Consider the following 13,520-nt stretch of genomic DNA (forward strand, 5'->3'; position numbering starts at 1 on the left):
TAAATATGTTTGTGGTTAACTAGTTTTTAAATAAAGTGGCTATAGGTTTAATAGCTTCATCAAAAGAGGTTTCTTGAGGAGAAATTTCCATTCCGTTTTTTAATTTACCAACACCAGATATTACAATTTTATCGTTAGCTGTTAAACCAGATTCTACAACGTATAGGTTATCTACTGTTCCTTTTATTTTTATAATGGAAGTGGCAATTTTATTATCTTCTACTAGTTTAAAAATCATAATATTTCCTTGTTGTTCAAAAGTAGCAGATTGTGGTACTACAATAGCATCTTTATACTCAATAGGAAGTCTAATTTTTCCGCTGTTTCCATTGGTTAAAATTTCGTTAGGATTATTAAAAGCAGCTCTAATTTGAATGGTTCCTGTACTTTGATTTATTTGTCCTGTACTGGTTTGAATGCGTCCTTTTTCAGAATAAATTTTACCATTAGCTAAAACCAGGCTTAGGTCTGGCGAGTTTTTAATACGCTCTGCTTTATTTTGACCTTCTGATCTTTGTAAATGGTCTATGTATTGTGCTTCATTAAAACTAAAAAAGGCGTATACTTGATCTATTTCGCTAACCGTTGTTAAAGCTGTTGCATCGCTTGGGCTAATTAAAGCGCCTTCTCTAAAGTTTATAGACCCTACATAACCATCTATTGGACTTTTAATAGTGGCATAACCAATATTTGCAGAAACACCACTTAAAGCAGCCTTTGCTTGTGCTAAATTTGCTTTAGCAGTTTCTAATTGCACAGGGCTAATTATATTTTTTTCGACAAGTGGAATCAATTTATCTACCTCCACTTGTGCAACATTAACTTGTGCTTTTGCTGCACCAGCATCTTGACTTAAAGATTGTGTTTCTAATTTAAATAAGACTTGTCCTTTGCGTACTTTTTGACCCTCGTCTACATATACTTTTTCGATATATCCAGATGTTTTCGCTCTTACATCAATGTTTACAATACCCTCTATAGTTGCTGGATAATCGGTAAATCCTGTAACAGTTTTCACTTCTAATTGAGATACTGGAAAAGGTGCAGGCGAAGTCTCGGCTGCTGATGGTTTTTGTTCTGCATTTCCACAGCTTACAATAACTAAGAATAAACCTAGTGTTAGTATGGTATATAAATTATTTTTTTTCATTTTGGATAGGACTTTAAATATGGAATTTCTTGTTTATTAATTTTTCTCTCAATTCTTTAACTGAAACTGTAGCTTCATCTACAAATTTGACGTAATCGTTATGAAAAGTTAAATCAAACTTCTCATCGTTATTGTCAATTTTTATTTCGTTTTGTATTTCTTTATAAGCTTTAATTTCTAAATGGATAGCACGTTCTTCATCCCAATGACTTATCATTCTATCAACATGTTGAATAATGGTGTTTTTATTGATTATAAAGTACTTTTTACGATCACCTGTTTTGGTGAAGTATTCAATTTTATTTAAATCTTGTAAATGATTTAGATGTGTTGAAATAGTACTTTTACTAGCACAAAGGGCAGTTACCATATCTTCAAAAGTAGCACCTCTTTTACCAGTTAGAATAATATAGGATAGAATGCGTGAAGCAACAGGAGCCAACTGTTCTCTTCCTTCCAAGTGCACTCCTAGTTTTTCTACTAGATTCATTTTTTCTTGACAGAGATTTTTCTTCATTTTTAAAAATTTTGATACTGTTTTTTAGAGATAAAAAACCCATTACAGTAAAATACGCTGCAAAGATACATTGCTAGTTCGGAACAAACCGAACTAATCGAAGTTAAATAATTGTTAAATAAAAAAGCCGACTGTTAACAGTCGGCTTAAAAGATATAATGTATTGTAATTACAATGCGGATTTAAACTGTTCTAGAAAGCGTATATCGTTTTCGCTAAGCAATCTAATATCACTAATTTGATTAAGTAGCATAGCTATTCTGTCGATTCCCATTCCGAAAGCGAAACCAGAATATTCTTTAGAATCGATACCACAGTTTTCTAAAACATTAGGGTCTACCATACCACAACCCATAATTTCTAACCAACCTGTACCTTTGGTAATTTTATAATCCGTTTCTGTCTCAAGTCCCCAATATACATCAACTTCTGCACTTGGTTCTGTAAACGGAAAATAGGATGGGCGTAAACGGATCTTAGATTTACCGAACATTTCTGTTGTAAAATATTGTAGTGTTTGTTTTAAGTCTGCAAAACTTACATCTTTATCTATATATAAACCTTCTACTTGATGGAAGAAACAGTGGGAACGAGCAGAAATAGCTTCGTTTCTAAATACTCTTCCAGGAGATATGGTTCGAATTGGTGGTTTATTGTTTTCCATATAACGTACTTGTACAGAACTTGTGTGCGTACGTAGTAAAATATCTGGATCTGTTTGAATGAAGAACGTATCTTGCATATCACGAGCTGGGTGATATTCTGGCAAATTTAATGCCGTAAAGTTGTGCCAATCGTCTTCAATTTCTGGACCTTCACTTACATTAAAACCAATTCGAGAAAAAATATCGATAATTTGATTTTTAACAATAGATATTGGGTGACGTGCCCCTATTTCTATTGGCTCACCTGGACGGGATAAATCGTCATAAACACCTTTATCTTCTTCTTTACTTTCTAACTCTTCTCTTAAGGAGTTTACTTTGTCTTCAGCAGTTTGCTTTAATTTATTAATGGTTTGACCAAATTCTTTTTTTTGGTCGTTTGCTACATTTTTAAACTCTGCAAAATACTGTTTTAATAACCCTTTAGATCCTAGGTATTTTATTCTGTAAGCTTCAACCTCATCTTTGGTTTGTGCATTAAATGCTTCGGCTTCTGCTATAAGTTCTTTTATCTTGTCTATCATGATATCGTTAAAATGATTGCAAATTTAGTGAATTAAGATTTTATAAACACAAATTGAATGTGAATACCTTCCGGTTCATTTTGAGATGCTGGTATAAATGCGTTAAGATACAGGTAGGTATCATCATAATCCATATCAAATACAATATCATCATCTGTTAATTGAACTGTATTATAGTCTATTTGTTCCCAAGTACCTTCGGCTGGAGGAATAGGAACACAATTAATAAATTCATCTGCAAGAGCATAGGCGACCCAAGCATAGGTATTATCTTCATAAAAAGAAATATTTTCTAAATGACCACATTCTCCCCAATTTCCATGTAAACCATTATAGGTTATTTGTTGTATAATCCAGTTACCTACTATAGTGTTTTCATTATTATTTGAAGAGTCACTGCTACATGATATTAATATAAAACAAAAGCTAAAAAAGAGTATTATCTTTTTCATACAAATTATTTAATAAACTGGGTTTCTACAAAATAGTTTACAATGGCTTCTTTCATTAAAATACTTTGTTCTCCTGCCTTTAAATGTGGTAGTTCTTCAATGGTTTTATAATGAGGCCAGCCTTCTTCGTCTACAAAATCGAATTCGTAATAACCATAAGGTGTTAAAACTCTACATATAGCAATATGCATAAGGTCTAGTTTTTGGTCTTTTTTAAAAGTTCGGTTTAATTGCCCAAGCTCCTGCAAGCCAATTAAATATATAATTGCGTCTAAGTCTAAGGTGTCTCCATCTGCAAATTGATTGGATAGTTTTTCTACTACCAAATCCCAACGTTCTTTTAATTCTTGATCTCTTGACATTTATTTGGTATAAAGTTTAAAAGTTTGAAAGTTGTAAAGTTAGTTTATATTTGTTAAAATTATAATATTATGGCAGTAATTGATATTGTTTTAGGTGCTTTACTTTTATTTGGATTAGTTAGAGGTTTTATGAAAGGTCTTTTTGTAGAAGTGGCATCTCTTGTTGCATTAATAGCTGGGGTTTATGGAGCTATTCATTTTAGTGGTTTTGCTGCTACGTTTTTAGAAAGTAGAGTAGGATGGGAAGAGAAATACGTTAATATTCTTGCTTTTGCTATTACATTTTTCGTGATTATATTAGTAATATCACTTGCGGGAAAAGCATTAACTAAACTGGCAGATTTTGCTGCTTTAGGTATTATAAACAAGCTTTTAGGTGGTGTTTTTGGCGCTCTTAAGATAGGATTAATTTTAAGTATTCTACTTGTGGTTTTTAGCAGAATGAATAACACGATCCCTTTTGTTGGCGAAGAAGATTTAAAGGAATCTGTTTTATACGAACCCGTAAAATCTATTGCGCCTTTACTTTTTCCTACTATTATTAAAGCAGAAGAAAAAGAGAACGAGATTCCAGATGCTGAGGTTTAGTAACAATCTGTTTTTATTTGATTTACAAAATCTGTAATTGGTAGATTTAGCTGTTCTGTAGTTATTGTATTTAAAACCTCTAAAACATCCTTTTGCATCGCTAAAGAACCACAGATCATAATAATGGCATTGTTTTTTAAACTCTGCGAAACAAACAAAGCATCTCTTTTTAGAAAATCTTGCACATAATATTTAGGTATTTCTTGTGAAAATGCAAGATGTAATTTGCTTAATTTTTTTTCACTTAAATACGCTTGTATAGCTTTTTCATACAAGTAAAACGAAGTCTCTTTTCTTACGCCATAATACAAATGTGTTTCTAGTTTCTTATTGTTTTGGTCTAGCATTCCTAGAAAAGGAGCTATTCCTGTTCCATTAGCAATTAAAAGTACTTTAGATGCATTTTTAGGAAAATGAAAACCTGTATTTTTAATGATTCTAGCTTTAAAAGAACTGTTTGTATTTACGCTATTTAAAAAACCAGAACCTAATCCGTTTTCATGTAATTTCACACTTAATTGCACCTCATTATTTACTTTACCAATAGAATACAAACGCTCTCTATAATTGTTTTCTGGGTAGATTGCTAGTAAATCTCCAGAAGCAAATTTCTTGGTATTTACTTTCAGGCGAATTAAAAAAGTCTGATCTGGCTGTATTGCTACATTCGTTTTTTCTAAAACGCTAAGCTTCACATTTTGTTTTGGTTGTATTGCTAATTTTTCTTTTAAAATTTTAATAGGAAGCTTTCGTTTTCTATTCCAAAGATTTACCCATTCTTCAAAAGCGGTTAGCGATTTATCATGAATACTAAAAACTGGAAGTTCTTGTTGCATCTGAAGCTGTAATGCTACATCTACATCTATAGCAAATTGGCAAAAATTAGGATAAGCTAAAGAGCCAAAACCAACAACCGAAAAAGTGATCTTTTGTTCTTGTTTTATGGTTTGCAAACGTTCTAAAAATCTATTCGCGTTAGTTGGTGCTTCACCTTCACCATACGTAGCAGTCATTACAACAATATGTGCTGCTTTTTTAAAAGTAGTATACTTATTAAGCTCTGTTATGTAAACGGTTTCCCCTGCTTTTAATAATTGCTCTTGCAATTGGTTAGCAAAAAGTAAGGTGTTTCCGTTTTCTGAACCAACTAAAATAATATACTTTGCATCGTCTTTTTTATACTTGTTTTTCAGTGTTGTTTTTCTTCGTTTTAGCGTCATTGCAAAACCAGAATAGATAAAAAACAAAATATTTAAGGTTGCTATAGCTAAAATAACAGACCAAAGCACACTTCCTTTTCCGGTATGTAAAAACATACTTAGATTAGAAAAAATAGTCGCTAAAGGATAATCTATTTCACTTAAAACTTCTCCTGTAAATTGGTTTACAACCATTTCTTTGTCTTTAAGTGAAATGGTAAAATAGTCTTCTACGTCTTCAGAAAAAGGGAATTCTATGGTTTTAACTTCGGAAAGTTTTGTGTTTTTAAAAACAGGGAAATTAGAAATACTTTGTTTAGGTGCTTCCGAAAGATTTTCAAAATCTACAGAATGATTTAGATGTTGTTTTGGAAGTACATTGAATTTTTCGGCAGATAAATAAACTCCAGTAATTGTAATAATCAAGATAGGAATTAAAGTCAGTCTTCCTAAAACGACATGCCAATATTGATAAAAATTTTCATTAATAATTGCAGAAAAAATCTTTTGTAAACCACCTTGTCTTTTTAGAATTAAAACCGTTCCTGAAACTGCAATTAGAAAGAGCAAAAACGAAGACAAACCAACAAAAAAGCGACCAATACTTTTTAAAAATAACGATCTATGAAAATTAGTTACCCATTTAAAAAAGGGAGAAACCTCTATTTTATCTCCTAGAAATGCAGCCGTTTTTGGGTTAATGTATCCATTTAAACTTTCTCCATCATTTGTTATAACAGAAGCTAAAACAAAGGCATTAGCATCTACTTGAAGATCTAATACTTCGGGATACTTTTCTTTTAAAAGCCCTAAGGTTTCTGCAACAGTAACGCTTTCAAAATCAGAAATTTTGTACGGTTGCACCTGTTCTGATATAGGTTGAAATGCTAAGATAATTCCTGTAATAGAAGCTAGTAAAATAAAAATAAAAGAAGATACAGCTAAAGTAAGGTGGCTGTATCTCCATATAGAAATAGTCATGTTTATTCCTTTTTTAAAGCTTTTAATTAGGCATCATACGCACATAACGTATAAATCCTGTACCTTCTTTTTTGCTTTTTACATTTTCAGAAGTAAGTTCAAATTCTACATCTTTGGTATAGTATTCTTGGTCTTCCACAGCAGTTTCAAAACGAATACTGTAACCAGCATCTATTTTAGCATCTTCAATAGCTATCACATTAATACTTCGTGCTCCTCCTGCAATAGTTGCTCCAGTAATAGCATCAATATTAGATCGTTTTTTTCCGTAGAATTTCCACCATTCTGAAATATCGTGATACCACTCATCATCATCTCCTTGCACATATAGTGTTTTTTCATATGCACCTTCCGGATTGATTAGTGAAATAACCACGTAGGCATTCTCACCAGAGTAATTTATCATTTGAATCATACATTTATAAGAGGTAGACTCTGTTATTGTTGTAAAAGATAGCGTTGCAATAGCTAAAAAACAAAGTGCTATTATGGATTTAAGTTTCATATGTTATACTATTTTAAAAAATCTAAATGTATTTTTTTTGCTTTTAAAATTTCGTTTTCTACTGCTAAATCATGAGCTGTTTCGCCAAAATCTGTAGTAGCATCTTTTTTTGCTCCTATAGAAATTAAATATTCTAAAATCGCTGTGTTTTTGGCTTGTAAAGCAGCTACATGTAAAGGAGTGTTTCCTTCTTTATTTTTAGCATTAACATCTACATCAAATTGCTTTATTAATTTTAATAAATCCAAATTGTTTTTTGCTAAAGCTAAATGATATAAAGTGTTTCCGTTTTGCTGTGTTTTTGCAATATCTAAACCATTTTCTGCTAAAACATCTAACTTTTGCTTAAAAACGTCTTCTTTTTTAGTAGAATAAAAATCTATTAAATAAGGAATTAAATTGTTTTTATTAGCATCTAAAACAGTAACATCTGCTTTGTTTTCAATTAAAAAACGAACCACTTCTGGTGTATTATGAGCAACTGCTAATATTAAAGCAGATGCTCCTTTTTTGTTTACTTGGTTTATAGCTTTTACCTGTTGAAAAAGTAGTGTAACTATTTCTATATTATTTCTACTTGCTGCATTTAAAAAAGGAGTGTTTCTGTTAGCATCCATTGCATTTACATCTAATCCTCTTTCTAAAAAATATTGAACAACTGCTACATCTTTACTTTTTGCAGCTACAATATGCAAAGGTGTTTCTTTTTTTATGGAAGCATTTTTGGGGTTTAAACCAACACTTTCTAAATAGGTGTAAAAATCGACAGTATTTGTTTTTCCTCTAGTTGCTTGTGCTGCAAAAATAAAAGCATTAGCATTTCCTGTAACGCCTTTTTTTAACAATTGATTTAACAATGCTACATTTCCTGTTTTTGCAACATAATTAAACACACCATTACCATCTGCATCTACACTTTTTAAATCTAATCCTTTGGAAGTGAAGTAATTTATAAGCGTAAAATCATTATCGTAAGGTGCAGATAATAGCAATGCATTAGCGCCTTTTGGAGTTATATCTGTTTGTAGGTTGGCACCATTAGCAAGACACAGGTCATATACTTTGGTGTTTTGTTGTCCTGTTCCTGCTGCAAAATTTAAAATAGTATTTCCTTTATCGTCTTTGATATCTGTTTTTGCTCCTTTGCTTAACAGGTATTCCATAAATGCTACATTACCTTTATATGCAGCCCAAAAGATATAGGTTCTACCATCATGTGTTAACTTGTTGACGGCATTTCCTTTTTTAGATTGAATATATTTTAAAGACTCTAAAGAAGCCTCTTCTAAAATAGCATATACAACAGCATCAAAATTATTACTATTGGCTGCTGCTATATTATTTCCTTCAATAATTTTAGCATCTATACTTTCGATACTAGGATTCGTTTTCCAAAAATCACGACTTAAAAATACATTGTCTTGTGCAAAACTAAATGTGCAACAGAAAATGGTTACTACGATTATTATTTTATTTAAATACTTCATTTTATTTTTTTACAAAAGATTCAATTAAGGGGTTAATTTCTTCAGCTGTTTGGTATTTTTCTTTATCAAATAAGTACTTAAACAGTACCTTATTATCTACTTTTTCTTCTAAAACTAAATCTTTATTTCTAGCAAAAACTTCCTCCCATTTTGTTCTAACTAAAGCCCATTTTGCTTCATTTTTTTTCCAATATTCTTGTGCTGCACTACATTTGCTATCTTCCACTCTCTTATACACATTATGTCCTTTTTCTTCTGCAATCAGCTCATAAACACCTTCTTCACTAAGTATTTTTTCATTGTCTTGATCATGAATCCATCCTGTAGCTATAATTTCATGTCTGTTTGTTCTACCTGTAACATTATAATCACTACGCTTTGTGTATTCACGTCTTGGTAAAGGTGCATTAGTTGTGTTTTCCCAATAGTGTTTTCCGTCAACATGTACCCAAGTTGCAGAACCTTCGTAACGCGGACTATCATCTACCTGAAATACCTTTTGAGACCATTGTCCTTTAACTTGTTTTTTATCTAATTTTGTGTATTTCCACTGGTTATTTCTAAAATATGCATATAAATCGGTGTTTTCATATTCCCAATCTTGCCTCCAATGTTTTACTATATATGGCTTTTCTTTAGAACCAACAATAAGCAAGTGCTGCATGGAGATTTTATCTTTAGTATCTTCTACCAATTGTACCCATTCTAATCCTTTATCGTGTTTTGTTTTAGAAGCAACGTATGTAGAATCTTCTGAATATTGAAATGTTTCTGCAAAATTGAAGCTTACCTCATAACAACCACACATAGCTTTAATGGCTTTTTGATCTTGTTCTTTTTTGTTTTGTGCTTTTGTTGTGTTTATAAAAGCAAAAATTACGGTTACTAATACTAGTAAATGTTTCATTTTAAAAAGGTTAAATTTTGATATTAAAAAAAATTAAAAAAACACTATTCTTATTTAGATTGAATTAAAATAAGATTCTATATTTGCAGCAAATATAAAATAGAATGAGTCTAAATAAAAATAAAATATGCATTTATTTTTTATTTTTTTTGAGTTACACGATTAGTGCTCAAGAGAAAGAAAGAGACACTACTAGTATTGAAAAATTAGACGAAGTAGTTATCCTAGGAGAAAGCAATGTCATGTCTGTAAGTAAGAAATTATTTACCGTTGGAACTATTAAAAGAAAAGACATTGAAAATGTTGCAGGAAACAATTTAGCAGATGTTTTACAAAACAATTTAAACATAACAATCAACCCAGATGCCTCAGATGGGCGTTCTACCATAAGCTTATTTGGTTTAGATGGTCAGTATGTAAAAATTTTAGTAGATGGTATTCCAATTATTAGTGATAATGGTGTAGGAAACAACATTGATATTACACAACTAAATATAGATGACGTAGAACGTATAGAGGTTGTAGAAGGTTCTATGGGCGTATTATATGGTGATAATGCTGTTGCAGGAGTTGTTAATATAATTACCAAAAGAGGTTTAAAAGATAGCGGATGGCAACTGCAATTATCACTGCAAGAAGAAACCGTAGGAAACGAGTTTGAATTATTTGATAAAGGAAGACATATTCAAAACATTAGAGCTACCAACCAAGTAAATGAAAAACTATCCTATTCTATTGGAGCTTCAAGAAATGATTTTGCTGGTTTTTACAATGGTTATCAAGGAGAAAACTATGTAAATATTGAAGATGGAGTAGTTGTAAACGATAGTTTACGAGGCACCGAATGGAATCCTAAAGAACAAATTACTGTATCTGGAAACATGAATGTAAACCTTGGAAAACACAATATATTTTACAAGCTTCAATATTTTAATGAAGACTTAGATATATACAATAGAGCTGTTAATGGTAGATATGAAAACGGTGCGCTTAACCCAACTGCTGTAGATCAAAATTACCAAACAGATAGATGGGTAAATAACGTAAATGTTTCTGGGCCATTACATGGAGCTACCAACTATAATTTTTCGTTTTCTTATCAAAATCAAAAAAGAAACTATAAAGAATATGTATATAACATATTAGAAGAGCGAACACAGTCTTTGAATACAGACACGGTAAGCCAATCTAGTGAAGTTTGGTATTCTAAAGCGTTTGTAAATAACATTGTACGAAAGTCTGATTTTTTCGACCTTCAACTAGGTTACGAGTTTACCAATCAAAAAGGTTTTGATGCTATTGCTACAGGAAATTATTCTAGCGATGTAGTAGAAAACACAATTACGAATTACGAATTATTTGGCATTACAGAGTTTCAACTTTTAAAAAAAGTATCTATTCATCCTGGCATTCGTTTTACACATAGTTCGCAATTTAACAACCACCTTATTTGGTCCTTATCTTCAACTTATGACTTTACAGAAAAGCTAAAACTAAAAGCAGTGGTTGGTTCTGCCTATAGAGCACCAAATTTCGAAGAACTTTTTTACTCTTTTGTAGATACAAACCACAACATACAAGGGAATCCAGATTTACAACCAGAAGATGGTATTTCTGTTTTCACCAACCTAAAAAACAATTATAGAATTGCTAAAGAAGGCTTTTTAAACCAGAAACTCACATTCTTTTATATAGATCTTAAAGATGCTATAGCTAGTATAACTACAGAAGATGGGGATGGTAAAACTCTATTTACGCAAGCAAATATAGATTACAGCAAAAGATTAGGTTTCAATTTAGAAAACAATTTTATCTATAACAACTGGAATATTGGTTTAGGTGCTACATATTTAGGAGTAACTAGTACAATTAATGAATCAATAGAAAATGATTCCGATTATTTATGGAGCTTAAATGTTCAAGCATCTTTAGGGTATTCCATAGAAAAATGGAATACTACCCTTAACAGTCAATTAAAACATACAGGTAAAACACAAGGCGTATTTACAGATACAAATGGCGAATTATTTATTGGCGAAACCGATGCATTTACCTGGTTAAACGCCTCGATAAGAACAGATATTACACCAAGAATAAACGCAACATTAGGAGCTAGAAACCTATTAGATGTTGTAAACATAAATACAAATGCTTCAGCTGGAGCACATACTGCAGCAACATCAAGTTCAAGACTAATTGGTAATGGACGATCTTATTTTTTAAAACTATCCTATTATTTAAATTTTTAAAACTAATAATTATGACAAACAAATTTTTAACATTGATATTAATGGCTACCACTGTACTTATTACAAGTTGTAGTAGTGATGACAACGGTGAAAGCACAGAAGTAACTACACCACCTTCTACTGGAGGAATTATAGATCCTGATGTAGGTGGATTTAATCAACCAAACCGTGTTTTTGTAGACTTAAGTACAGGTAACCAAGTAGCTGTAACTCGTGATGCATGGGAAATAGCTGTGTATAACGGTTCGGATAACAGAGTATTTCTTAACAATACCTTATTAGTATCTGCTGCAGAACTAGATGGTATTACGGATATAACAGCGGTTACAGAAACAACAGTGTTAACCTCTCCACTAACTTTAAACGCATTAGACCAAACTTTTACGCCAACAACAGTAACTGTAAATACTGTTGCTGAATTAATAGAAGGTTTACCAGTAAATTACTACCAATATGGTGATTTAGATGCAGGTATTGCTTTTACAGATAGTAAAGAAGGGGAATTATCTGGTACTGCATTTGATGAAATATCAACAACAGATAGTGAGAACAATGTATATATTGTAAACTTAGGAAACGAAATACCTACAACAAACAATGGAACTATAAACACTACTGGAGACGCTAGAGGATATCTAAAAGTTAGAGTATTAACAAATGGTAATACATATACCATTCAGTATGCTGCGTTAAGTAACACTACAGATTATTCTGAACTTACTGTAACTAAAGATAGTAACTATAATCTAACTTATATAAGTTTAACAGATGAACAAGTTGCTACTTTAGAGCCAACTTCTTCGAATTGGGATATTGACTTTGGTGGTGTGTTTTCTTATTACGGTCTACAAGGTACTTTAGCAGCAGGTTTGACGTATTCGGATTACACGTTACACAATACTCTTGGTGGTGTTGGTTTATATCAAATCACTGTTGAAGATGATACCACTCCAAGTTACACTAACTTTAGCTATGCAGATATTACCGAAGCAAGTTTTGTTTATAATGATCGTGCTTTAGTAGGAAGTAGCTGGAGAAGTGTTGACTTTATGACAGGAGAAACCTCTGTAACAGAAGGCAGATACTACATTGTAAAAGATACTGACAATAATTACTACAAATTAAGATTTACAGCTGTAGAAAGCGAAAATGGAGAAAGAGGTTATCCGCAATTTCAATATGAATTATTGCAGTAAAAAATCATTAATATTTTATAATATTAGTCTATTATAATAACTAAAAAGCCACTCTTAAAAGAGTGGCTTTTATTTATAGTTATGCTTATAATTAATCTAAATGATAGATTTCTCTAATATCATTTAAGATACTTTCAAAATCTATTTTTAAATCGATCAGTTTTCCTGTGTGAATATCAAATACCCAACCATGTACCACTAAACCTCTTCCGCGAGCTGCTTTTTGAACAGCTGCAGTTTTAATAAGATTTACACATTGCTCTTGTACATTTAATTCTACTAAACGTTCATACTTTTTCTCTTCATTTTCAATAACATTTAATTCTTCGTTATGAATACGATATACGTCACGAATATTTCGCAACCAAGGATTTAACAAACCTAAATCTTCAGATTGCATAGCAGCTTTTACTCCTCCACAACCGTAATGTCCACAAACAACAACATGATTTACTTTTAAATGTGCTACGGCATATTCTACTACAGACATCGCGTTTAAATCGGTACCAATTACCATATTAGCAATGTTACGGTGTACAAAAACATCTCCAGGGCCTAATCCCATTAATTCTTCGGCGGTAACTCTACTGTCACTACAACCAATAAATAACAATTCTGGGTTTTGCCCTTCGCCTAACTTATCAAAGTATTTGCTATCTTCTTGAAGCTTGTATTTAATCCAATCCTTATTATTTTCAAATACTTTTTTTAAGTTCATAACATATTTTTTAGAATATA

Annotated in this window: 13 protein-coding genes; 3 read left to right on the forward strand and 10 right to left on the reverse strand. The window is 31.5% G+C overall.

The window, feature by feature from the left end; genetic code table 11:
* Positions 1-19: 19 nt before the first annotated feature.
* The 5 genes from Q4512_RS02200 to Q4512_RS02220 all read right to left on the reverse strand — a co-directional run bounded on the left by Q4512_RS02200 (position 20) and on the right by Q4512_RS02220 (position 3,670).
* Entirely contained in the window at positions 20-1,150 is a 1,131-nt protein-coding gene (locus Q4512_RS02200) for an efflux RND transporter periplasmic adaptor subunit (protein WP_303421154.1), read from the reverse strand.
* Positions 1,151-1,163: 13 nt separating this feature from the next.
* Positions 1,164-1,667: a GbsR/MarR family transcriptional regulator gene (locus tag Q4512_RS02205; RefSeq protein ID WP_303421156.1), complete on the reverse strand. Its 504-nt coding sequence runs from the start codon at positions 1,665-1,667 to the stop codon at positions 1,164-1,166.
* Positions 1,668-1,836: 169 nt separating this feature from the next.
* Positions 1,837-2,856, reverse strand: a complete 1,020-nt coding sequence (pheS, locus tag Q4512_RS02210) for a phenylalanine--tRNA ligase subunit alpha (protein WP_303421158.1) — start codon at positions 2,854-2,856, stop codon at positions 1,837-1,839.
* A gap of 32 nt (positions 2,857-2,888) precedes the next feature.
* Positions 2,889-3,308 (reverse strand): lipocalin family protein, encoded by a 420-nt coding sequence (locus tag Q4512_RS02215; protein WP_303421160.1) that lies wholly within the window; start codon positions 3,306-3,308, stop codon positions 2,889-2,891.
* Positions 3,309-3,313: 5 nt separating this feature from the next.
* The gene (locus tag Q4512_RS02220) at positions 3,314-3,670 is read right to left on the reverse strand and encodes a hypothetical protein (protein ID WP_303421163.1); all 357 of its coding nucleotides are present in this window, start codon (positions 3,668-3,670) and stop codon (positions 3,314-3,316) included.
* A gap of 69 nt (positions 3,671-3,739) precedes the next feature.
* On the opposite strand from Q4512_RS02220, the gene Q4512_RS02225 reads away from it, so the two are divergent.
* Positions 3,740-4,258, forward strand: a complete 519-nt coding sequence (locus Q4512_RS02225) for a CvpA family protein (protein ID WP_303421165.1) — start codon at positions 3,740-3,742, stop codon at positions 4,256-4,258.
* On the opposite strand, the gene Q4512_RS02230 is transcribed toward Q4512_RS02225, so the two are convergent.
* The 4 genes from Q4512_RS02230 to Q4512_RS02245 are packed head-to-tail and all read right to left on the reverse strand — an operon-like array spanning position 4,255 to position 9,337.
* The gene (locus tag Q4512_RS02230) at positions 4,255-6,438 is read right to left on the reverse strand and encodes a PepSY domain-containing protein (RefSeq protein ID WP_303421167.1); all 2,184 of its coding nucleotides are present in this window, start codon (positions 6,436-6,438) and stop codon (positions 4,255-4,257) included. The two genes, Q4512_RS02225 and Q4512_RS02230, sit on opposite strands and share 4 nt — an antisense overlap.
* A 22-nt stretch (positions 6,439-6,460) precedes the next feature.
* A complete protein-coding gene (locus tag Q4512_RS02235) occupies positions 6,461-6,943 on the reverse strand; it encodes a DUF2271 domain-containing protein (protein ID WP_303421169.1) in 483 nt (160 codons plus the stop codon).
* Positions 6,944-6,951: 8 nt separating this feature from the next.
* Positions 6,952-8,430, reverse strand: a complete 1,479-nt coding sequence (locus Q4512_RS02240) for an ankyrin repeat domain-containing protein (RefSeq protein ID WP_303421171.1) — start codon at positions 8,428-8,430, stop codon at positions 6,952-6,954.
* Position 8,431: 1 nt separating this feature from the next.
* Entirely contained in the window at positions 8,432-9,337 is a 906-nt protein-coding gene (locus tag Q4512_RS02245; protein WP_303421173.1) for a DUF6607 family protein, read from the reverse strand.
* A gap of 149 nt (positions 9,338-9,486) precedes the next feature.
* On the opposite strand from Q4512_RS02245, the gene Q4512_RS02250 reads away from it, so the two are divergent.
* Both Q4512_RS02250 and Q4512_RS02255 read left to right on the forward strand, forming a co-directional pair.
* Complete coding sequence (locus Q4512_RS02250) at positions 9,487-11,586, forward strand: TonB-dependent siderophore receptor (protein ID WP_303421175.1); 2,100 nt, start codon at positions 9,487-9,489, stop codon at positions 11,584-11,586.
* Between the two features lie 11 nt (positions 11,587-11,597).
* A complete protein-coding gene (locus tag Q4512_RS02255; protein WP_303421177.1) occupies positions 11,598-12,782 on the forward strand; it encodes an HmuY family protein in 1,185 nt (394 codons plus the stop codon).
* A gap of 91 nt (positions 12,783-12,873) precedes the next feature.
* Here Q4512_RS02255 and Q4512_RS02260 read toward each other — a convergent pair whose 3' ends face one another.
* The gene (locus Q4512_RS02260) at positions 12,874-13,500 is read right to left on the reverse strand and encodes a carbonic anhydrase (protein WP_303421179.1); all 627 of its coding nucleotides are present in this window, start codon (positions 13,498-13,500) and stop codon (positions 12,874-12,876) included.
* Positions 13,501-13,520 lie beyond the last annotated feature (20 nt).

Origin of the sequence: Oceanihabitans sp. 2_MG-2023, from assembly GCF_030547245.1 — a bacterium.
GTDB lineage: Bacteria > Bacteroidota > Bacteroidia > Flavobacteriales > Flavobacteriaceae > Oceanihabitans.